This window comes from Pantoea sp. Seng (assembly GCF_009829935.1).
In the GTDB taxonomy this organism is placed as follows: Bacteria; Pseudomonadota; Gammaproteobacteria; order Enterobacterales; family Enterobacteriaceae; genus Pantoea; species Pantoea communis.
The window spans coordinates 83,986-103,943 of sequence record NZ_SZZV01000010.1 but is presented as its reverse complement, the minus strand read 5'-3'; the positions used below and the strand labels follow the sequence as shown (position 1 = coordinate 103,943).

At 53.9% G+C, this 19,958-nt stretch carries 22 protein-coding genes, 1 pseudogene and 1 other annotated feature; of the genes and pseudogenes, 10 read left to right on the top strand and 13 right to left on the bottom strand.

All coding sequences use genetic code 11. The features are described 5' to 3' along the window. Positions 1-67: 67 nt before the first annotated feature. The 5 genes from oppA to oppF all read left to right on the top strand — a co-directional run bounded on the left by oppA (position 68) and on the right by oppF (position 5,663). Positions 68-1,705 (top strand): oligopeptide ABC transporter substrate-binding protein OppA, encoded by a 1,638-nt coding sequence (gene oppA / locus FD737_RS12370; protein WP_034828830.1) that lies wholly within the window; start codon positions 68-70, stop codon positions 1,703-1,705. Between the two features lie 81 nt (positions 1,706-1,786). Beyond that, positions 1,787-2,707, top strand: coding sequence for an oligopeptide ABC transporter permease OppB (gene oppB, locus FD737_RS12365; RefSeq protein ID WP_034828832.1), 921 nt, complete (start codon positions 1,787-1,789; stop codon positions 2,705-2,707). Between the two features lie 15 nt (positions 2,708-2,722). Further along, entirely contained in the window at positions 2,723-3,631 is a 909-nt protein-coding gene (gene oppC, locus FD737_RS12360) for an oligopeptide ABC transporter permease OppC (RefSeq protein WP_034828835.1), read from the top strand. Positions 3,632-3,642: 11 nt separating this feature from the next. Then, on the top strand, positions 3,643-4,662 hold the full coding sequence (locus tag FD737_RS12355; RefSeq protein ID WP_097116989.1) for an ABC transporter ATP-binding protein: 1,020 nt from the start codon (positions 3,643-3,645) through the stop codon (positions 4,660-4,662). Then, positions 4,659-5,663 carry a murein tripeptide/oligopeptide ABC transporter ATP binding protein OppF gene (oppF, locus tag FD737_RS12350; RefSeq protein ID WP_034828839.1) on the top strand — a complete coding sequence of 335 codons (1,005 nt, stop codon included), beginning with the start codon at positions 4,659-4,661 and terminating at the stop codon, positions 5,661-5,663. Before FD737_RS12355 ends, oppF begins: the two co-directional genes overlap by 4 nt. 53 nt (positions 5,664-5,716) lie before the next feature. On the opposite strand, the gene FD737_RS12345 is transcribed toward oppF, so the two are convergent. Continuing rightward, positions 5,717-6,046 carry an HI1450 family dsDNA-mimic protein gene (locus FD737_RS12345; RefSeq protein WP_196250121.1) on the bottom strand — a complete coding sequence of 110 codons (330 nt, stop codon included), beginning with the start codon at positions 6,044-6,046 and terminating at the stop codon, positions 5,717-5,719. A 37-nt stretch (positions 6,047-6,083) separates the two neighbouring features. After that, complete coding sequence (gene cls, locus FD737_RS12340; protein ID WP_034828843.1) at positions 6,084-7,544, bottom strand: cardiolipin synthase; 1,461 nt, start codon at positions 7,542-7,544, stop codon at positions 6,084-6,086. 163 nt (positions 7,545-7,707) lie between these two features. On the opposite strand from cls, the gene FD737_RS12335 reads away from it, so the two are divergent. Next, positions 7,708-7,881 (top strand): YciY family protein, encoded by a 174-nt coding sequence (locus FD737_RS12335; RefSeq protein ID WP_097117257.1) that lies wholly within the window; start codon positions 7,708-7,710, stop codon positions 7,879-7,881. A gap of 16 nt (positions 7,882-7,897) precedes the next feature. Here FD737_RS12335 and FD737_RS23720 read toward each other — a convergent pair whose 3' ends face one another. Further along, entirely contained in the window at positions 7,898-8,068 is a 171-nt protein-coding gene (locus FD737_RS23720; RefSeq protein ID WP_166936081.1) for a hypothetical protein, read from the bottom strand. 3 nt (positions 8,069-8,071) lie between these two features. Then, on the bottom strand, positions 8,072-8,368 hold the full coding sequence (locus FD737_RS12330) for a YciI family protein (RefSeq protein ID WP_034828845.1): 297 nt from the start codon (positions 8,366-8,368) through the stop codon (positions 8,072-8,074). 205 nt (positions 8,369-8,573) lie between these two features. Between FD737_RS12330 and tonB the strand changes: the two genes are divergently transcribed. Next, positions 8,574-9,296 carry a TonB system transport protein TonB gene (tonB, locus tag FD737_RS12325; RefSeq protein ID WP_202404537.1) on the top strand — a complete coding sequence of 241 codons (723 nt, stop codon included), beginning with the start codon at positions 8,574-8,576 and terminating at the stop codon, positions 9,294-9,296. A 53-nt stretch (positions 9,297-9,349) separates the two neighbouring features. On the opposite strand, the gene yciA is transcribed toward tonB, so the two are convergent. The 3 genes from yciA to FD737_RS12310 are packed head-to-tail and all read right to left on the bottom strand — an operon-like array spanning position 9,350 to position 11,153. After that, positions 9,350-9,766, bottom strand: coding sequence for an acyl-CoA thioester hydrolase YciA (yciA, locus tag FD737_RS12320; RefSeq protein WP_160833614.1), 417 nt, complete (start codon positions 9,764-9,766; stop codon positions 9,350-9,352). Between the two features lie 53 nt (positions 9,767-9,819). After that, positions 9,820-10,359, bottom strand: coding sequence for a septation protein A (locus FD737_RS12315; RefSeq protein ID WP_038646666.1), 540 nt, complete (start codon positions 10,357-10,359; stop codon positions 9,820-9,822). Positions 10,360-10,418: 59 nt separating this feature from the next. Further along, positions 10,419-11,153: a YciC family protein gene (locus FD737_RS12310; RefSeq protein ID WP_034828852.1), complete on the bottom strand. Its 735-nt coding sequence runs from the start codon at positions 11,151-11,153 to the stop codon at positions 10,419-10,421. A gap of 340 nt (positions 11,154-11,493) precedes the next feature. On the opposite strand from FD737_RS12310, the gene ompW reads away from it, so the two are divergent. After that, on the top strand, positions 11,494-12,126 hold the full coding sequence (ompW, locus tag FD737_RS12305; protein WP_097116991.1) for an outer membrane protein OmpW: 633 nt from the start codon (positions 11,494-11,496) through the stop codon (positions 12,124-12,126). 60 nt (positions 12,127-12,186) lie between these two features. Here the strand turns inward: ompW and FD737_RS12300 are convergent, their stop codons facing one another. Further along, a complete protein-coding gene (locus tag FD737_RS12300) occupies positions 12,187-12,501 on the bottom strand; it encodes a BON domain-containing protein (RefSeq protein ID WP_034828856.1) in 315 nt (104 codons plus the stop codon). Between FD737_RS12300 and FD737_RS23715 the strand changes: the two genes are divergently transcribed. Both FD737_RS23715 and FD737_RS12295 read left to right on the top strand, forming a co-directional pair. Then, complete coding sequence (locus tag FD737_RS23715) at positions 12,455-12,667, top strand: hypothetical protein (RefSeq protein ID WP_167347097.1); 213 nt, start codon at positions 12,455-12,457, stop codon at positions 12,665-12,667. The genes FD737_RS12300 and FD737_RS23715 overlap by 47 nt on opposite strands. 83 nt (positions 12,668-12,750) lie before the next feature. Further along, positions 12,751-13,188, top strand: a complete 438-nt coding sequence (locus FD737_RS12295) for a hypothetical protein (RefSeq protein WP_097116992.1) — start codon at positions 12,751-12,753, stop codon at positions 13,186-13,188. 45 nt (positions 13,189-13,233) lie between these two features. Here FD737_RS12295 and trpA read toward each other — a convergent pair whose 3' ends face one another. From trpA to FD737_RS12265, 5 genes and pseudogenes are all read right to left on the bottom strand, one after another. Then, positions 13,234-14,037 carry a tryptophan synthase subunit alpha gene (trpA, locus tag FD737_RS12290; protein WP_097116993.1) on the bottom strand — a complete coding sequence of 268 codons (804 nt, stop codon included), beginning with the start codon at positions 14,035-14,037 and terminating at the stop codon, positions 13,234-13,236. Further along, positions 14,037-15,230, bottom strand: coding sequence for a tryptophan synthase subunit beta (gene trpB / locus FD737_RS12285; protein WP_160833613.1), 1,194 nt, complete (start codon positions 15,228-15,230; stop codon positions 14,037-14,039). Before trpB ends, trpA begins: the two co-directional genes overlap by 1 nt. A 45-nt stretch (positions 15,231-15,275) precedes the next feature. Next, positions 15,276-16,643, bottom strand: a complete 1,368-nt coding sequence (gene trpCF, locus FD737_RS12280) for a bifunctional indole-3-glycerol-phosphate synthase TrpC/phosphoribosylanthranilate isomerase TrpF (protein WP_160833612.1) — start codon at positions 16,641-16,643, stop codon at positions 15,276-15,278. Position 16,644: 1 nt separating this feature from the next. Continuing rightward, positions 16,645-18,238: pseudogene (gene trpD, locus FD737_RS23895) on the bottom strand (bifunctional anthranilate synthase glutamate amidotransferase component TrpG/anthranilate phosphoribosyltransferase TrpD). Next, entirely contained in the window at positions 18,238-19,800 is a 1,563-nt protein-coding gene (locus FD737_RS12265) for an anthranilate synthase component 1 (RefSeq protein ID WP_160833610.1), read from the bottom strand. Before FD737_RS12265 ends, trpD begins: the two are co-directional and overlap by 1 nt. Before the next feature lie 24 nt (positions 19,801-19,824). Next, positions 19,825-19,929 (bottom strand) — a sequence feature (Trp leader region). Positions 19,930-19,958: the final 29 nt, after the last annotated feature.

The window sequence follows — 19,958 nt, the reverse complement described above, 5'->3', positions numbered from 1 at the left end:
CTCCCGGAAACGGGGTACGCCGGGCAGTTCACTGACCCGGTGACGATAATAAAACTGGAGCTAAGTAATGAATAACATCACGAAAAAAAGCCTGATTGCCGCAGGCGTTCTTGCAGCAATCGGCGCACTGGCAGGGAATGCTGCTTTGGCCGCAGTGCCAGCAGGCGTTGAATTGGCAGCAAAACAGGAGCTGGTACGTGGTAATGGCGATGAAGTGCAATCGCTTGACCCGCATAAAATTGAAGGCGTGCCGGAAGACAACATCGCACGCGATCTCTACGAAGGTCTGATCATTAGCGACAGCGATGGCAAACCGATTCCGGGCGTGGCAGAAAGCTGGGAAAACAAAGATTTTAAAGTCTGGACTTTCCATCTGCGCAAAAATGCCAAATGGTCCAATGGCGAGCCAGTCACGGCACAAGATTTCGTCTATAGCTGGGAGCGTTTAGTGGATCCTAAAACCGCTTCTCCTTACGCCAGCTATCCGCAATACGGCCACATCCTGAATGTTGATGACATCATCGCCGGTAAAAAACCGATCACCGATCTGGGTGTGAAAGCCATTGATGACCATACGCTGGAAGTGACCCTCAGCGAGCCGGTACCTTATTTCTACAAGCTGCTGATCAACTCCGTGATGTCACCGGTATATAAGCCTGCTATCGATAAGTTTGGCGATCAGTGGACGCAGCCACAAAACTGGGTGGGCAACGGTGCGTTTAAACTGGAATCACACGTCATCAACGAACGTGTCACCATCGTACGTAACCCGGAATATTGGGATAACGCGCACACCGTACTGAACAAAGTGACCTTCCTGCCGATCAACTCAGAAGTCAGTGACGTGAACCGTTACTTCTCTGAGAACGGCAGTGACATCACCTATAACAACATGCCGATCGAGCTGTTCAAAAAACTGCAGCGTGATAACGGCAAAGAGTTGATGGTGAAGCCGTATCTCTGCACCTACTACTATGAAATCAACAACCAGAAAGCGCCATTCACCGATCCGCGCGTGCGTACTGCGCTGAAACTGGGTCTGGATCGCGACATCATGGTGAATAAGGTGCTGGCGCAGGGGCAGTTACCGGCGTACAGCTTTACCCCGCCAGCCACCGACGGCATGGAATTGCTGCCGCCAGACTGGTTCAAATGGGATCAGAACAAGCGTAACGAAGAAGCGAAAAAACTGCTGGCTGAAGCAGGTTACACGGCTGATAAGCCACTGACCTTCAACCTGCTGTACAACACCTCAGATCTGCATAAGAAACTGGCTATCGCCGCGTCTTCGATCTGGAAAAAGAACATTGGCGTGAACATCAAGCTGGAGAACCAGGAGTGGAAAACCTTCCTGGATACCCGTCATCAGGGCAACTTTGATGTTTCTCGTGCGGCCTGGTGTGCAGATTATAACGAGCCAACCTCGTTCCTGAACATCATGCTGTCTGATAGCAGCAGTAACACCTCGCACTATAAGAGCGCAGACTTCGATAAAGTGATCCACGACGCGGTGAAAGCGGTAGACGATAAAGCCCGTGTCGCGGATTACCAGAAAGCTGAGCAGATTCTGGATAAAGACAGCACCATCGTGCCGGTTTACTACTACGTTAACGCGCGTCTGGTGAAACCGTACGTGGGTGGTTACACCGGTAATGATCCGCTGGATAAAACCCTCGATAAAAACCTGTATATCATTAAACATTAATAGCACTCAGGCTATCGACAGTGGCGGCGCTGTAGCGCCGCCTTTTTGACTTTGTGAAGCAACAGCCTGGTAGGTACGGCAATGTTAAAATTCATCCTGCGTCGACTTCTGGAAGCGATCCCGACGCTCTTCATCCTCATCACCATTTCCTTCTTTATGATGCGACTGGCACCCGGCAGTCCGTTTACCGGCGAGCGCACGCTCTCGCCTGAGGTGATGGCGAACATCGAAGCCAAATATCATTTGAACGATCCGATCGGCAAACAGTACGTCAGTTACTTAGTGCAGCTGGCGCACGGCGATTTTGGTCCATCGTTCAAGTACAAAGATTATTCCGTTAACTATCTGGTCGGCCATGCCTTCCCGGTTTCGGCCAAACTCGGCCTCGCCGCCTTCTTCCTTGCAGTGATCCTTGGCGTGACGGCAGGAGTCATTGCCGCGCTCAAACAGAACAGTTTGTGGGATTACGCGGTAATGGGGGTCGCCATGACGGGCGTCGTGATACCCAGCTTTGTCGTCGCACCGCTGCTGGTGCTGATTTTTGCGATTACCTTGCGCTGGCTGCCGGGCGGTGGCTGGAACGGTGGGCAGTGGAATTACATGCTGCTGCCGATGGTGGCGCTGTCTCTGGCCTATATCGCCAGCATCGCGCGTATTACGCGTGGTTCGATGATTGAAGTGATGCACTCCAACTTTATTCGCACCGCGCGCGCCAAAGGGTTGCCGCTGCGCCGTATCGTACTGCGTCATGCATTGAAACCTGCCATGTTACCCGTGCTCTCGTATATGGGGCCGGCATTCGTCGGCATCATCACCGGTTCAATGGTGATCGAATCGATTTACGGTCTGCCGGGTATCGGCCAGCTGTTTGTTAACGGTGCCCTGAACCGTGACTATTCTTTGGTGATGAGTCTGACCATTTTGGTCGGCGTGCTGACCATTCTGTTCAATGCGATCGTGGATGTGCTGTATGCCGTGATCGATCCGAAAATCCGTTACTGATGGTGGAGTTCGCCCATGATGTTAAGTAAGAAAAACAGCGAAGCTCTGGATGCCTTCAGTGAAAAACTGGAAGTCGAAGGGCGCAGCCTGTGGCAGGATGCGCGTCGCCGCTTCATCCATAACCGCGCTGCGCTGATCAGTTTGCTGGTGCTGTTAGCGATTACCCTGTTCGTGATATTAGCGCCGGTGTTGTCGCAGTTTAAATATGATGATACCGACTGGGCCATGATGTCAGCCGCTCCGGATACGGTATCAGGCCACTGGTTTGGTACCGACTCATCGGGACGTGACTTGCTGGTGCGCGTGGCGATTGGCGGTCGTATCTCGTTGATGGTCGGCATTGCCTCCGCGTTGATCGCGGTGCTGGTGGGCACGCTGTATGGTTCACTGGCGGGCTATCTCGGCGGTAAAATCGACTCCGTGATGATGCGTATTCTGGAAATCCTCAACTCCTTCCCGTTCATGTTCTTCGTGATCCTGCTGGTGACCTTCTTTGGTCGTAACATCCTGCTGATCTTTGTGGCGATCGGCATGGTGTCGTGGCTGGATATGGCGCGTATTGTGCGCGGTCAGACGCTGGGCCTGAAGCGCAAAGAGTTTATTGAAGCGGCGCAAGTGGGTGGGGTGTCGACCTTCAATATCGTGCTACGGCACATCGTACCGAACGTGCTGGGTGTGGTGGTGGTCTATGCCTCATTGCTGGTGCCCAGCATGATTCTGTTTGAATCCTTCCTCAGTTTCCTCGGGTTGGGTACGCAAGAGCCACTGAGCAGTTGGGGCGCACTCCTGAGTGACGGCGCCAACTCCATGGAAGTCTCGCCCTGGTTGTTGATGTTCCCGGCGGGTTTCCTCGTGGTCACGCTGTTCTGTTTCAACTTTATCGGCGATGGCCTGCGTGATGCCCTCGACCCGAAAGATCGTTAAGGAGTTTCCCGATGACCATACATGAATTTCAGCCAGCAATGGCTGCACGTGCGGGAAACAGTAACCTGCTGCTGGACGTTAAAGACCTGCGCGTCACCTTTGGCACCCACGATGGTGATGTCACCGCAGTCAACGATCTTAACTTTTCACTTCGTGCCGGCGAAACCCTGGGTATCGTCGGCGAATCGGGATCGGGCAAGTCGCAAACCGCTTTCGCCCTGATGGGCCTGCTGGCAAAAAACGGTCGCATTGGCGGTTCGGCAAAATTCAACGGTGAAGAGATCCTTAACCTGCCGGAGAACAAACTGAACAAGCTGCGCGCAGAGCAGATTGCGATGATTTTCCAGGACCCGATGACCTCGCTCAATCCGTACATGCGCGTCGGCGAGCAGCTGATGGAAGTGCTTAAACTGCATAAAGGGATGAGCAGCGCACAGGCGTTTGAAGAGTCCGTGCGCATGCTGGATGCGGTGAAAATGCCGGAAGCGCGCAAGCGCATGAAGATGTTTCCGCATGAATTCTCTGGCGGCATGCGTCAGCGTGTGATGATCGCCATGGCGCTGCTGTGTCGTCCTAAATTGCTGATTGCTGATGAACCGACTACCGCACTGGATGTGACAGTGCAGGCGCAGATCATGACGCTGCTGAACGAGCTGAAACGCGAGTTCAATACCGCGATCATCATGATCACCCACGATCTTGGGGTGGTTGCGGGTATCTGTGACAAAGTGCTGGTGATGTACGCCGGGCGTACCATGGAATATGGCCGTGCACGCGATGTGTTTTATCAGCCTGCGCATCCTTACTCCATTGGCCTGCTGAGTGCGGTGCCGCGTCTGGATGCGGAAGAGGGTGAGTCACTCACCACCATTCCTGGCAACCCGCCTAACCTGTTGCGCTTGCCACAGGGCTGTCCGTTCCAGCCACGTTGCGCCTTTGCGATGGACGTTTGTGCCAAGTCACCACCGCTGGAGCCTTTCGCGGAAGGGCGTCTGCGTGCCTGCTTCAAACCGGTGGAGGAATTAGCATGAGCACCGTCATCGAAGAGAAGAAAGTCTTACTGGAAATCGCCGATCTTAAGGTGCATTTCGATATTAAAGACGGCAAACAGTGGTTCTGGCAGCCGCCAAAAACACTGAAAGCAGTGGATGGCGTCAGCCTGCGCTTGTATGAGGGGGAAACCCTCGGCGTAGTGGGCGAATCGGGCTGTGGTAAATCAACCCTGGCACGCGCCATCATCGGCCTGGTGAAAGCCACCGACGGTCGTGTAGCCTGGCTGGGACGCGATTTATTGGGGCAGAGTCAGGATGAGTGGCGCCAGGCGCGCAGCGATATCCAGATGATTTTCCAGGATCCGCTAGCCTCGCTGAACCCGCGCATGACCATTGGCGACATCATTGCCGAGCCGCTGCGCACCTATTATCCGAAAATGCCGAAGCAGGAAGTGAAGGATAAGGTAAAAAACATGATGATGAAGGTTGGGTTGCTGCCAAACCTCATCAACCGTTATCCACACGAGTTTTCCGGTGGTCAGTGTCAGCGTATTGGCATTGCGCGTGCGCTTATCCTCGAACCCAAGCTGATTATTTGCGATGAACCGGTTTCGGCGCTGGATGTGTCGATTCAGGCGCAGGTAGTGAATTTGCTGCAGCAGCTGCAACGTGAAATGGGATTATCGCTCATTTTCATTGCGCATGACCTTGCGGTGGTGAAGCACATCTCTGATCGTGTACTGGTGATGTATCTCGGTCATGCGGTTGAGTTGGGCACTTATGACTCGGTGTACAACAATCCACAGCATCCTTACACCCGTGCACTGATGTCTGCGGTACCCATTCCGGATCCGGATCTGGAAAAAAACAAACAGATCCAGCTACTGGAGGGTGAACTGCCTTCACCGATCAATCCGCCCTCGGGCTGCGTATTCCGCACTCGCTGTCCGATTGCCGGACCTGAGTGTGCAAAAACGCGTCCGTTGCTGGAGGGCAGTTTCCGCCACGCAGTATCCTGTCTGAAGGTCGACCCCTTATAAGGTCGAAAAGAAAACGCCGGGCAATTGCCCGGCGTTGTTTTATGCGTCAGCGATTATTCACGCCAGAGAATGTGGCACAGCTTATGGTCTTTCTCGCGGCACAGTAGCACGCGCGCAAACACATCGGTAATCGGCTCGCCGTCCGCTTCACCCAAACCAATCACCACTTCCGCAAAGAAGTCCGGGTTGAGATCGAAATCGACGTGCTCCTGCCAGTCTTCCGACGGGTCAAACAACTCCGCACCGCCGCGCTCTTCAAACTGCAGATTGAACAGAATGATGTCAGCCGGATCGAGGTTATCACCGGCCAGTTCTAGAAAAATGTCGTAGGCCTGTTCCAGCGTTTCATCTTCGGTAAGGCGATTATTTAAATCCATGGTCATTCCTGCTTACTCTGAGGCGGTAATCTTGTCGCTCGTTTTACAGTAAAGGGCTAAAGAAGTAAAACAGTCGTTCAACGATGCGTTGCCACCACGCACGTTTAGCCCAGCGCGCACCATCCAGTAAGCGTGAGCGGGCGATATAGTCATCCTGCACCGTGGCCAAATCGCTGCCAAATCCATCATCATCCACCACCAGCGTGATTTCAAAATTAAGCCACAAGCTGCGCATATCAAGGTTTACGGTACCGACCAGACTCAGCTGTCCATCGACCAGCACGCTTTTGGTATGCAGCAAACCGTCTTCAAATTGATAAATTTTTACGCCTGCTTCCAGCAACTCGGTAAAGAACGCGCGGCTGGCCCAGCCCACCAACAGCGAATCATTGTGGCGTGGCACCACAATGCTGACTTCCACACCGCGTTGCGCAGCGGTGCAGATGGCGTGCAGCAGGTCGTCACTGGGGACGAAATAGGGCGTCGTCATGATCAGCTGTTCGCGTGCGGAATAGACCGCCGTCAACAACGCCTGATGAATCATATCTTCCGGGAAGCCCGGCCCCGAAGCGATCACCTGGATGATATGACCGCTTTCCTGCTCAAAGGGCATGATGTTGGCATCCGGCGCGGGCGGCAGAATGCGTTTGCCGGTTTCAATCTCCCAGTCACAGGCGTAAACGATGCCCATCGTGGTCGCGACCGGCCCTTCCATACGCGCCATCAAATCGATCCATTGGCCCACGCCTGCATCCTGCTTGAAGTAGCGAGGATCGACCAGGTTCATGCTACCGGTATAGGCAATATAGTTATCGATGAGCACCACTTTACGATGCTGTCGCAAATCCATACGGCGCAGGAACACACGCAGCAGGCTCACTTGTAACGCCTCAACCACGTCGATACCGGCATTGCGCATCATATTCGCCCATGGGCTGCGGAAAAATGCCACGCTGCCCGCAGAGTCCAGCATCAGGCGGCAATGTACACCCCGGCGTGAAGCCGCCATTAGTGACTCCGCGACCTCATCCGCCAGGCCGCCCGGATGCCAGATGTAAAACACCATCTCGATGTTGTGCCGAGCCAGTTGGATATCACGAATCAACGCGTGCATCACATCATCAGAGTTAGTGAGCAGCTGTAGCTGATTACCTTTGACACCCGCAATGCCCTGACGATGGTGACAGAGTTCAAATAATGAACGTGCCACGTCACTGTGTTCGGTGGCAAAGATATGGCGGCACTGTTTGAGGTCGTTAAGCCACTTGGCGGTGGAGGGCCACATGGTGCGTGCGCGCTCAGCCCGGCGTTTGCCCAGATGAAGTTCACCAAACGACAGATACGCGATAATACCCACCAGCGGCAGAATATAGATGATCAGCAACCAGGCCATGGCAGACGTCACTGCGCGGCGTTTCATCAGGATACGCAGCGTGACACCCGCAATCAGCAACCAGTAGCCGAACAGCAGCAACCAACTGATTAGGGTATAAAATGTAGTCATTAAGTGGACATCCTGTTCGCGCTTTGATGAGGAAAGTTTACGTGCTGAATAGCACTAGTGAAACCTTTAATCGTGAATGACAGTTCAATGAAGCTTTCGATTTGGCATTTTCAATCAGATCTTTATAATGCCTGGCGAGTTTAGCCTGTCTGATGAGGATGTGATGAGACGAAGCAGAAATGAAGTGGCACGCTGGAGAATGTTACGTCAGGTACACCGCCGTCGTGCACGTTGGCTGGAAGGGCAGTCACGTCGCTATAAACGTATCCATGCCATTCGTCATCAGGTGGCGCAGCAGCATCGCCGATCTATCCTGTTCATCACGCAGAATATGTAAATGGCTTACGCGGCCGTTAAGCGCCGCGTAACACCAGAGAGACATTGACGATCTGTAATGCGGCCGCCAGCACGACTAACATCACAATGTGCTGCCGGGCCTGGCGCCAGCCTTGCTGACGCCAAATCCAGAGTGCTCTGCCAATCAGCGTTAACACCGCTACCAGCAGTAAAACAGACTGCCACATCGATTAAAATACGCGCTTGAACGGTTTGACCGCCACTTTCTCATACACGCCAGCGGCAATATACGGGTCGTCATTAGCCCAGGATTGTGCGGTTTCCAGCGAGGAAAACTCGGCAATGATCACTGAACCGGTAAAGCCTGCCGGACCCGGATCGTTGCTATCGACAGCAGGCATTGGGCCAGCGGCGATCAGTCGACCTTCATCCTGCAGTAACTGCAAGCGCGCGAGATGCGCAGGGCGTACGGAATTGCGTTTTTCCAGTGAATCTGCGGTATCTTCCGCATAAATGACGTAAAGCACGATGGGGTACTCCCGTTAGACTTGCCGAAATTGCGAGACACGTTAAGTGATCGTTAATCAGAGTGCAAATGAAAGATAAATCCACCGTCATATAGCGCAATCTCCGCTAAAAAACGCCTTTCTGCGAGTGGCTTACACATCGCTTATTGAAACTGATTGCTATTTGCATTTAAAATCTGCGCTTCACTCAATGAATATGACTGATATGACGACGTTGACTACGCCTCTTCCTACACGTACCCCCGTAGCTATGATCTTGTCCGTGGTACTCCACGGCTCGCTGATTGCGGGCATTCTCTATGCATCGTTTCATCAGACCATTGAGGTTCCGAAAGCATCCCAGCCAATCAGCGTGACCATGGTGGCACCTGAATTGCAGCCAGAACCGGCCCCCGCAGTGGTGACGCCGCCGCCGCCAGAGCCCGAACCTGAGCCGGAAGTTGCACCCGAGCCGCCTGAAGTCGAGCCGGTGCCGATTCCGAAACCTGAACCAAAGCCCAAGCCAAAACCTAAGCCGAAGGTAGAGAAAAAGGTCGAGCCGAAGCCACGTAAGGAAGTGAAGCCTCAGGAGAATCCGGTCAAGCAGGATATCCCGACCACTCAGACGCGTCCGACCACGGCACCGAAGAGTAACCCAGCGCCAACGCAAACCGTCTCTGACGGGCCTAAGGCGATGAACGTGAGCAAACCTGCCTATCCGGCGCGTGCGTTTGCATTACGCGTGGAAGGCCGTGTACGCGTGCAGTTTGATGTGGATAGCGACGGTCGTGTCGATAATGTGGAAGTTCTGTCAGCCGAACCGCGCAACATGTTCGAGCGTGAAGTGAAGCAGGCGATGAAAAAGTGGCGTTATCAGCCGGGTCGTCCAGGAAAAGGACTGACCATGAACATCGTGTTCCGCATCAACGGCGGCGCTAACATCGAGTAAGCCTGGGTTGAAGGCAAAGAAAAAGCGGTCATTGACCGCTTTTTTTATCGCTGTTAAACGGCAAGATTGGCTTTGCCAGGTGGCAGCGGACGGGATTTCCCGCTGTTATCCACGGCAACGTAAACAAATACCGCTTCAGTGGCGCAATACGTTTGACCGATTGGCTCAGACGAAACCTTCTTGATCCACACTTCTACATTGATGGTCATCGAACTGTTGCCGGTACGTATGCAACGCGCATAGCAGCTCACGACATCGCCCATGGCTACCGGTTTCAGGAACGACATACCATCAACGCGTACGGTGACCACACGACCTTCAGCGATCTCCTTGGCCATGATAGCGCCGCCCATATCCATCTGTGACATCAACCAGCCGCCAAAAATATCACCATTGGCATTGGTATCCGCTGGCATCGCCAGGGTGCGCGACACCATCTCGCCTTGCGGTAATTTATGTTTTTCGTCCATTGCTCAGTTCTTCTGCAGGTGAAGAGAAGCCCGACATTGTCGGGCGGAGTAGCTTATTTTTGTTCTTGTTGCGGCATCTGTCGCCAGATGTACACGCCGCTAAACAGAGTAAACAGTAGGGTCAGGCCGGTCAGACCAAACACTTTAAAGTTAACCCAAAACTCTTGTGATAACCAAAACGCAACATAGATATTTACCAGGCCGCAGACGAAGAAGAAGATGGCCCAGGCAATATTCAATCGACGCCACACAACACCGGGCAACTGCAGCTCTTTGCCGAGCATGCGTTGAATCAGCGGCTGTTCCATAAAGAACTGGCTGTAGAGCAGTGCCAACGCGAACAGAGAATAGATCACGGTGACCTTCCATTTGATGAACTCATCGTTATGGAACACCAGCGTCAACGTGCCGAATACCGTCACCAGTGCGAAGGTGAAGAGGGTCATCTTTTCCAGTTTACGATACAGCACCCAGCTGACCACCAGCGCCAGACCCGTGGCGACAATCAGGGCACCAGAAGCGACAAAGATGTCGTACAGCTTGTAGAAGATGAAGAAAACTACCAGGGGAAGAAAATCGAGTAACTGCTTCATAGCGTTTCCAGTTAGGGCAGGAGCGTTCAATAAAGGCGCTCCGCAGAGCGCCATCGCTGTTAACGTAACAGCATATACAGTCGGTACAAATAGATAATCAGAATCGCGGAGACCAGATTACCCAGCGCGTTCATCACCACCGACGCGATGTTCACCGGCAGCACTGTGAGTGATGAGATGAGGAACATCAGCACAATCTTCGCCAGCAACCACAGCACAATGGCAGGGGCGATGACTTTCATGTTCTTCCATGCCAGTTTCATACTGGCGCGCATCGCGCCAATCACACCCATTTTCTCGCTGACCAGCATTACCGGTGCCAGTGAGAGCAGAATCGCCAGAATCACGCCAGGCACCATCAATACCATAAAGCCAATTTGCACCAGCAAGGTAATCAGGAAGGTCTGCAGCAGCAGTTTCGGCAGCAGTGGCGCGGAGGCACCGATTGCTCGCAGGGCACTCACGCGTTGGCCATTGGAGACCAGCGGGATCAGGCACAGCATACCGCCCAGCAGCAGCGTGTTGCCGATCAGCGCGGCAAAGGTGCCGGCTGCGGAAGCGCGCAGCAGGATGCGCTGCTGATCCGGTGACATATTCTGTACCAATTCAAACAGTGATGTCGCGCTGTCGTCAGCCTGGCTAAGCAGGGATAACTGGTCTTCGCCTGGGGTTAATGCATGACCGACAATCACCGTAATGAACGACGTCAACAACGCCATCAGCACAATAGTAACCAGCTGATGACGCAGAAAATTTCCTGTGTCACGGTATAACGAGCTTGCCGTGATAGACATGTACTCTCCTTGATGGAACCGGGTTAATTAACCCGGCGATTGTACATGTTCTGTGGGCTGGCGGGCACCCGCAAGACCATAACTTTGTGTCATCTCTGGTAAAGAATGGGGAATTAAAGTTCGTACCCGGTTCATAAAAGCAGCAAAGCCTCTTCATCTGCCCTCAAAACCTCCTCAGCGTTTTTTCTTTCAGGCGCGCAATGCCGAAAATTGATCTGAATCAATTCATTGTTTTTTAAGTGATTAATTTGAATTGATGCAGATGATCTTTTACCGAAAAAGGGTTAGATCTTGTGCCGCGATCCCGATTAAGACCTTACTTTTCTGCAAAGGAGTGATTATGAAACTGGCAAAATGCGCATTGCTCATGGCTCTGGCTATCCCGCAACTGGCACTGGCTCATCAGGCGGGGGATTTTTTCATGCGTGCCGGTAGCGCGACTGTTCGTCCAACCGAAGGCTCTGACAATGTGCTGGGTATGGGCGGCTTTAACGTGAGTAACGACACCCAACTAGGCTTGACCTTCACCTACATGGCGACAGACAACATCGGTGTGGAGCTGCTGGCGGCGACACCGTTCCGTCACAAGGTTGGTCTTGGTGCCACCGGAAATCTGGCTACCGTGCGCCAGCTGCCGCCGACGCTGATGGCACAGTATTATTTCTTCGATAGCCGCAGCCCGGTGCGCCCATATGTTGGCGTAGGTATCAACTACACCACGTTCTACGATGCCAAATTTAATCAAACCGGCCAGGACGCGGGCTTAAGTGATTTAAGCGTCAAAGATTCCTGGGGTGTGGCGGGTCAGGTGGGGATGGATTATCAAATCAACCGCGACTGGATGCTGAACGCATCGCTGTGGTACATGGACATCGATACTGAAGTGAAATTTAAAGCCAACGGTGAACAACAGAATATCAACACGCGCATCGATCCGTGGGTGTTCTTCTTTGGTGTGGGTTACCGTTTCTGAGGCACCCGCTGAAACACAACGGGCGACCCAAAGGCCGCCCGCTGCAGTATCGATACGCTATTACTTAATCTGCATATTGTTAACCACAGATTTAACCCCTGCCACGCTGCGGGTCACCGTCACTGCACGGTTCGCCATCTGCGGTGAGCTGACAAAGCCGCTTAACTGCACTTTTCCTTTAAAGGTTTCGACGTTGATTTCGGTGGATTTCAGCGAGTCGTCATTCAACAACTGTGCCTTAACCTTGGTTGTGATCACCGTATCATCGATATAGCCCCCGGTTCCTTCCTTTGTTGCTGTTGGTGCACAGGCGCTAAGTGTGATCGCCATGACCGCAGCCATTAATAATCCTGCAACGACTTTGAAAAAATTCATTGGTTATCTCCCTGTCTTAGATGGTGTTTCACCGCGACGAGACGGTGCGATTAATTGTGGTATGCGCTTTGCAAATCGGCAAATCGCCTGGGGTGAAAAAGATGGAAATACGCGATTTTTACCACTTATTGATCCAATGACGGCAGCAAGGCAAACGGTAAGCTAAAAAAGCAGGGCAAAACGAATAATAAAACAACAAGACGATAAGCCGACAGGTGCAAATTTAAGCATCAGGCAGGGAAAACAATAATGAAAAAGCGTGCCATTCTGGCGATAGTGACAATGAGCTATCTGTCCTACCTCCAGCTATTTGCTTCACAAATTTTGCCAGTGCCCAGCGCGCAGGCAGAACCGTTAATCAATCCACACCTGGGGACCCTGTGCAAAGCGGCTACCGCGCTGAGCTTTGGTCGCAGCTTCAAAATCATGCAGCTGGATAAGGTGGATGAGCAGGGCGTGGCGTGGGTGCACTATATCCGGCCCTCCGATCAATCACGCTGGGCCGTGCGCTGCCGGGTCCAGGGCGAGAGCGTTATCTTGATGTCAGATAATCCAGATAGCAGTGGACGTTGGCGTGAGGGGCCAGAAGACGAGAAGCTGACGTGGCAAATCAGAAACGACAAGCTGACGATGAAGCTGACTTATCCTGATGGCTCAGGCGATGAGCAAACGTTCAGGCTGGAATAATCAAGAGAAGACCCTATCCGCCATCGCGAACAGGGTCCTGAGGATTTAGCGCGTGCCAGCTTTCAGATCGCTGACAAACGCTTTCAGTTCCGCTAACAGCGTGTCGGGATCGTTCTGGTTACGTTCGATGATCTTCACAATAGCTGATCCCGAAATCGCACCCGCTGCGCCTGCCGCGATGGCTTCTCTCACCTGGCTTGCTTCTGAGATACCAAATCCCTGCAACGGTGGTGCAGCATGATATTCGCTCAGCTTCTCAATCAAATGATTCAGCGGCTGGCTGGCGCGATTTTCTGCACCCGTTACGCCCGCGCGCGACAGCAGATAGGTATAACCGCGACCGTGTGAGGCAATCTCCCGCAGCAAATTATCATCGGCATTCGGCGGGCAGATGAAGATGGGTGCAACGTTATGTCGCATCGCAGCCTGACGGAACGGTGCAGACTCTTCAACCGGTACATCCGCCACCAGAACGGAATCAACGCCGACGGCTTCACATTGTGCGTAGAAGTTGTCGATACCTTTGCTGAACACCAGATTAGCGTACATCAACAGCCCAATCGGCAGTTCAGGATACTTCTGGCGCACGGCGGCAAGGATCTCGAAACACTGCGCGACAGTGGTACCCGCCGCGAAGGCACGTAGGGTTGCCCCCTGAATCGTTGGGCCATCCGCCAGCGGATCGGAGAACGGAATGCCCAGCTCTAACGCATCGGCTCCGCCTGCTACCAATGTATCGATGATCTTCAGTGACAGTTCAGGGGTCGGGTCGCCAAGGGTGACGAAAGGAACAAATGCGCCTTCTTTCTTCGCCGACAGACGTTGAAACAGCTGATTATAACGTTCCATCAGATCTCTCCCTTAGCTTTCAAAATATCGTGAACGGTGAAGATGTCTTTGTCGCCGCGACCGGACAGGTTAACCACCAGCAACTGCTCTTTCTCTGGGTTCTCGCGGATCATTTTCAAGGCGTGCGCCAGAGCATGAGAGGATTCCAGAGCCGGAATAATGCCTTCTGCACGACACAACTCTTTGAACGCTGACAGCGCTTCATCATCGGTAATCGACACATACTCGGCGCGACCAATGCTGTTGAGATGGGCGTGCTGTGGGCCAACAGAAGGGAAATCGAGGCCGGCTGAGATCGAATAGGATTCTTCGATCTGGCCTTCCTCAGTCTGCATCATTGGCGCTTTCATGCCGAAGTAGATACCGACGCGACCGTGCTTGAGTGGCGCGCCGTGTTCGCCGGTTTCGATGCCGTGACCCGCAGGTTCAACGCCGATCAGACCGACGCTGGTGTCATCAATAAAGTCAGCGAACATGCCGATGGCATTTGAACCGCCACCCACACAGGCCAGCACTGCATCCGGCAGACGACCTTCACGCTCCAGAATCTGCGCTTTGGTTTCTTCGCCAATCATGCGCTGGAACTCACGCACAATAGTCGGGAAGGGATGCGGACCCGCTGCGGTGCCGAGCATGTAGTGCGCGGTTTCGTAGCTGCCAGACCAGTCACGCAGCGCCTCGTTACAGGCATCTTTCAGCGTGGCCGAACCACTGTGCACCGGAATCACTTCCGCGCCCATCAAACGCATACGGAACACGTTAGGTGACTGACGTTCAACGTCCTTTGCACCCATATAAATGCGGCATTTCATGCCCAGCAGCGCGCACGCCAGCGCTGAAGCCACGCCATGCTGCCCGGCTCCGGTCTCAGCGATAATTTCATTTTTGCCCATGCGCTTGGCGAGCAGCGCCTGGCCCAACACCTGGTTGGTTTTATGTGCACCGCCGTGCAGCAAATCTTCACGCTTCAGATACAGGCGGGTTTTTGTGCCTTTTGTCAGATTACTGCAAAGCGTCAACGCGGTAGGACGACCGGCATAGTTTTTCAGCAGATCGGTGAATTCAGCCTGAAATTCAAGATCGCGCTGCGCTTCGACAAAGGCGCTTTCCAACTGGCGCAGAGCGGGCATCAGAATCTGCGGTACATATTGACCGCCAAACTCGCCAAAGTAGGGATTCAATAACGTCGTCATCTCTCATCTTCCTTATGCGGCCCGCGCATCGGCGGGCGAGCGAAATTAATAGGCGCGCAGTGTGCGGAATACCGCCGCGACTTTACTGGCATCTTTGATGCCGGGTGCGGATTCAACGCCAGAGTTAAAGTCCAGTCCGGCGCAGCCCAGTTGTGCAGCCTCCACGCAGTTGTCGGCGCTTAATCCGCCGGCCAGCAGCACGTTGCTGAGATCTTCACCCTGCAGCAGTGACCAGTCGAATCGCTGTCCGCTGCCGCCCTGGCCATTATCAAACACGTAACGATCCACATGCGGCCAATCGCGGACTGGAAGGCTTCCGCTGATGCTCAGCGCCTTCCAAATCTTCACCTCTTCTGGCAGGGCGCTGCGCAGTTCTGCGACGAACGCCTGATCTTCATCACCATGCAGTTGCACAGCGGAAAGGTTAAGTGAACTGGCATGTGTGACAATGTCACTTACAGAGTTATTGCGGAATACGCCGACATACTTCAGTGGTGCAGCCGCTATCACATTTTGAGCCTGTTCGGCGCTGACTTTACGCGGTGAACCTTCTGCGAAAATCACACCGCCATAAATCGCGCCCGCTTCGTGCGCAATGCGTGCATCGTCAGGCCGGGTCAGGCCGCAGACTTTGTTGTCACCGAGCAATACGCGACGCACGCCAGCATTGAGATCGGCTTCTTCCATCAGTGCGGAGCCAATCAGGAAGCCGTTGGCGAAGTGGCTCAGCTCACGCACCTGCGCATAGTTATGGATGCCCGATTCGCTGATCACTGTCACACCGTGGCTTAAACGTGGTGCCAGTTGACGGGTGCGATTCAGATCAATCGATAGGTCGCGCAGGTCGCGGTTATTGATACCGACCACTTTAGCTTCCAGCGCAATCGCACGCTCCAGTTCTTCTTCATTACTGACTTCAGTCAGTACGCCCATTTTCAGGCTATGCGCCACGGCGGCGAGCTGACGATATTGCTCATCATCCAGAACCGACAGCATCAGCAGGATGGCATCGGCCTGATAGTGGCGCGCCAGGTAGATTTGGTAGGGATCGATAATGAAGTCTTTGCACAGCACCGGTTGAGTAATCGCGGCACTGACGATCGGCAGAAACTCAAAATCACCCTGGAAATACTTCTCGTCAGTTAAGACGGAAACGGCCGAGGCGTGATGACGATAAACGCCGGCGATGGTCGCAGGATCAAAATCTTCGCGAATCAAACCCTTCGACGGGGAGGCTTTTTTGCATTCCAGGATGAACACGGTGCGCGTGCCACGTAGCGCATCGTAAAAGTGGCGTCCTGCAGGCTGCAAGCTGTTCTGGAAGGTCGCCAGCGGCTGCTGTGCCTTGCGTGCTTCAACCCAGACGGCTTTATCCTGAACAATTTTCTCTAAAACGGTGCCCTTGATACTCATCTCATCCTCTCGCTGCCAGAGCAACAACGCGCTCGTAAGCCTGACCACTGCGAATTGCGGTGATGGCGCGCTGAGCGTTGTCGCGCAAATCTTCATTTCCGAATACTTTCAGCAACATTGCGACGTTCACCGCAACGGCCTGCTCATGGGCTGGCTGGCCTTTACCCTGGAGCAAACGCGCCAGAATGTCACGGTTTTCTTCCGGCGTGCCGCCCGCCAGGGCTTCTTTATCATGGAAGCCGAAACCGAAGTCTTCAGGCGTCAGCTGATAACTGGTGATTTCACCGTCACGCAGCTCAGCGACCTGAGTCGCACTGTGCAGCGCCACTTCATCCATCCCGCCGCCATGCACCACTGCCGCACGCTGATAGCCAAGCACCTTCAGGGTTTGGGCAATCGGCAGCACCAGTTCCGGACTGTACACGCCGATAACCGCCAGTGGGGGTCGCGCCGGATTGATTAAAGGGCCCAGCACGTTAAACAAGGTGCGGGTTTTTAACTGTTGACGCACTGGCATCGCGTGACGGAATCCGCTGTGATATTGCGGCGCGAACAGGAAGCAGACGTTAAGATCGTCCAGTGCCTTACGCGCTTTTTCAGCGGGCATATCCAGATCGATACCAAAAGCCGCCAGCAGATCGGACGAGCCGGATTTGCTCGACACGCTACGATTGCCGTGCTTGGCCACTTTCAGCCCACAGGTTGCGGCGACAAAGGCGCTGGCGGTGGAGATGTTAATGCTGTTACTGCCGTCACCGCCGGTGCCAACGATATCGGCGAAAGTGTAATCCGGACGCGGGAACGGTTTCGCATCTTCCAGCAGTGCCGTAGCGGCACCCGCGATCTCTTCCGGGCGCTCGCCACGGACTTTCATTGCAATCAGCGTAGCGGCTAGTTGGGTCGGCTCGAGCTGACCTTTAATAATGGCGCTAAATAGCTGATGGCTTTCCGCCTGGCTCAGGGTTTGTGCCTGGTAAAGTTTTTCCAGAATATTTTGCATCATAATCTCCCTATTATTTCGCCAACGCCCAGGCCAGCGTTTGCTCTAACAAACGTGCGCCCTGGGTGGTGAGAATGGATTCGGGGTGGAACTGGAAGCCACACACACGGTCGGCATCATGGCGAACGGCCATTACCATGCCGTTGTAGCTGGCGTTAACGGTCAATTCGGCAGGCGTATTGCTGCCCACCAGCGAGTGATAACGGGCCACCGGCAGCGGATTGCTCAGGCCGCTAAACATCGCTTCACCGTCGTGATTAATCGAAGAGGCTTTGCCGTGCAGAATCTCACCGGCCTGGCCTACATGACCACCATAAGCCTCAACAATCGCCTGATGACCGAGGCAGATGCCGATAATCGGCAGACGACCACGCAGTGCTTGCAGTAACGCAGGCATGCAGCCGGCATCTTTCGGCGCGCCGGGGCCTGGCGACAGCATCAGCACCGGATTTTCCATCTGCTGCAGTCGTTCAATCAGCACTTCAGCCGGCACGTTATTGCGGTAAATCACCACGTTGTGACCAAAGGTGCGCAGCTGATCAACGAGGTTATAGGTAAAGGAGTCGATGTTATCGAGCAACAGGATATCGGCCATCAGAAAATCTCCTTGCAATGATGGGCTGTGGCGATGGCACGTAATACCGCGCGCGCTTTATTGCGGCTTTCATCCGCTTCAGCCTGAGGCTGAGAATCCAGTACCACACCGGCACCGGCTTGGACGGTTGCAACACCATCTTCCACCCAAGCGGAGCGAATCACGATGCAGGTATCCAAATCGCCGTGTGCGGTGAAATAACCTACCGCACCGCCGTAGCTGCCGCGACGCGTGCCTTCTTTCTCAGCAATCAACTGCATGGCACGCACTTTTGGCGCGCCGCTTAAGGTGCCCATGTTCATGCAGGCGCGATAGGCGTGCAGGACATCAAGATCGTCACGCAGCGTGCCAACCACGCGAGAGACCAGATGCATCACGAAAGAGTAACGGTCTACTTTGGTCAGGTCTGCCACATAGCGGCTACCAGGCACGCAGATGCGAGCCAGATCATTACGCGCCAGATCCACCAGCATCAGGTGTTCCGCCAGCTCTTTGTGGTCGGTGCGCATTTCCAGTTCGATACGGCTGTCGAGATCGCGGTCCAGTGAACCATCGGCATGTCGGCCACGTGGACGCGTACCGGCAATCGGGTAGATCTCAATCTGACGTGAAGTGGCGTCATACTTGAGTGAGCTTTCTGGTGAAGCGCCAAACAGCGCAAAGTCCTGATCCTGCATAAAGAACATATATGGGCTGGGATTGCTGTGCTTCAGCGTGTCATAAGCGGCCAGCGGAGAAGGGCACGGCAGCGAGAAGCGGCGCGATGGCACCACCTGGAAGATTTCGCCGATGCGAATCGCTTCCTGCATCTCACGCACCACACTGCAATACTCTTCATCGCTCTGATTGGTGCTCAGAGCCATTTGCTCTACACGCTGCACCGGTAATGCCGGTGCAGGCTGTGTCATTTGACCACGCAGCTGCTCGATACGACTCTGCAGGCGCTGGAATTCGCTGGTGGAGGGGCTGAACAGACTGGCCTGCAGGCGAGCGCTACGGGTCTGGTGATCAATCACCAGCAGGGTTTCTGCCAGGTAGAAGCAGTAATCCGGGCAGCTTTGCTCATTACGCAGCTCGGGTAAATCTTCAAATCCGGCCACCAGGTCATAAGCAAACAATCCGCCGAGGAACATCGCTTCACGCTCTTCCTCTGGGCTGTTCACCAGTTGCGGAATCAGGCGCAGCGCATCGAAAACAGACAATGCTTTCAGACGTGAATCTTCATCGTGCAACCCCTGAGGCAGCGGGAAATGCAGCACGCGGCCATCCGGACGCGCTTCAATGCTGACATCCTGCGGCAGTGCTTCATCCAGCAGTGGCAGAATGGTGCGACCGTTTTCTGACAGCGCCTGTAATGTCACCACGTTGCCCAGTGCGCTGATGCGCAGGGCGCTATCCACAATCAGTAAGCTTTTCAGATTCTTTTTGCTGTCGATGTCGGCAGATTCAAGCAGCAGAGTTGCCGGACGTGCGCCGCAAATTTGATGGAACACTGCGGCCGGATCTTCGCGGTAGGGCGCGGTACCGGTAATCAACTTCAATGTAGGTTTCGCATTAGCCATTATTGTCATCTCTGAATTTCGCTCAAAAAAAAGCCCGCTCGGTGGCGGGCTCAGGTATCTGCACAATGGTTACGCATGTTGTGCACGACGACGTCGCCCGTTTAAAGGATTATCGCGCCACCAACCTTTTGCATGCGTACCAAAATTAGCCATGATGA

Excerpts from the sequence above, each read along its gene's own strand:
- oppA (WP_034828830.1), top strand. The coding sequence starts at position 68 with ATGAATAACATCACGAAAAAAAGCCTGATTGCCGCAGGCGTTCTTGCA.
- oppB (WP_034828832.1), top strand. The coding sequence starts at position 1,787 with ATGTTAAAATTCATCCTGCGTCGACTTCTGGAAGCGATCCCGACGCTC.
- oppC (WP_034828835.1), top strand. The coding sequence starts at position 2,723 with ATGATGTTAAGTAAGAAAAACAGCGAAGCTCTGGATGCCTTCAGTGAA.
- FD737_RS12355 (WP_097116989.1), top strand. The coding sequence starts at position 3,643 with ATGACCATACATGAATTTCAGCCAGCAATGGCTGCACGTGCGGGAAAC.
- oppF (WP_034828839.1), top strand. The coding sequence starts at position 4,659 with ATGAGCACCGTCATCGAAGAGAAGAAAGTCTTACTGGAAATCGCCGAT.
- FD737_RS12345 (WP_196250121.1), bottom strand. The coding sequence starts at position 6,046 with ATGACCATGGATTTAAATAATCGCCTTACCGAAGATGAAACGCTGGAA.
- cls (WP_034828843.1), bottom strand. The coding sequence starts at position 7,544 with ATGACTACATTTTATACCCTAATCAGTTGGTTGCTGCTGTTCGGCTAC.
- FD737_RS12335 (WP_097117257.1), top strand. The coding sequence starts at position 7,708 with ATGAGACGAAGCAGAAATGAAGTGGCACGCTGGAGAATGTTACGTCAG.
- FD737_RS23720 (WP_166936081.1), bottom strand. The coding sequence starts at position 8,068 with ATGTGGCAGTCTGTTTTACTGCTGGTAGCGGTGTTAACGCTGATTGGC.
- tonB (WP_202404537.1), top strand. The coding sequence starts at position 8,574 with ATGACGACGTTGACTACGCCTCTTCCTACACGTACCCCCGTAGCTATG.
- yciA (WP_160833614.1), bottom strand. The coding sequence starts at position 9,766 with ATGGACGAAAAACATAAATTACCGCAAGGCGAGATGGTGTCGCGCACC.
- FD737_RS12315 (WP_038646666.1), bottom strand. The coding sequence starts at position 10,359 with ATGAAGCAGTTACTCGATTTTCTTCCCCTGGTAGTTTTCTTCATCTTC.
- FD737_RS12310 (WP_034828852.1), bottom strand. The coding sequence starts at position 11,153 with ATGTCTATCACGGCAAGCTCGTTATACCGTGACACAGGAAATTTTCTG.
- ompW (WP_097116991.1), top strand. The coding sequence starts at position 11,494 with ATGAAACTGGCAAAATGCGCATTGCTCATGGCTCTGGCTATCCCGCAA.
- FD737_RS23715 (WP_167347097.1), top strand. The coding sequence starts at position 12,455 with ATGACCGCAGCCATTAATAATCCTGCAACGACTTTGAAAAAATTCATT.
- FD737_RS12300 (WP_034828856.1), bottom strand. The coding sequence starts at position 12,501 with ATGAATTTTTTCAAAGTCGTTGCAGGATTATTAATGGCTGCGGTCATG.
- FD737_RS12295 (WP_097116992.1), top strand. The coding sequence starts at position 12,751 with ATGAAAAAGCGTGCCATTCTGGCGATAGTGACAATGAGCTATCTGTCC.
- trpA (WP_097116993.1), bottom strand. The coding sequence starts at position 14,037 with ATGGAACGTTATAATCAGCTGTTTCAACGTCTGTCGGCGAAGAAAGAA.
- trpB (WP_160833613.1), bottom strand. The coding sequence starts at position 15,230 with ATGACGACGTTATTGAATCCCTACTTTGGCGAGTTTGGCGGTCAATAT.
- trpCF (WP_160833612.1), bottom strand. The coding sequence starts at position 16,643 with ATGAGTATCAAGGGCACCGTTTTAGAGAAAATTGTTCAGGATAAAGCC.
- FD737_RS12265 (WP_160833610.1), bottom strand. The coding sequence starts at position 19,800 with ATGGCTAATGCGAAACCTACATTGAAGTTGATTACCGGTACCGCGCCC.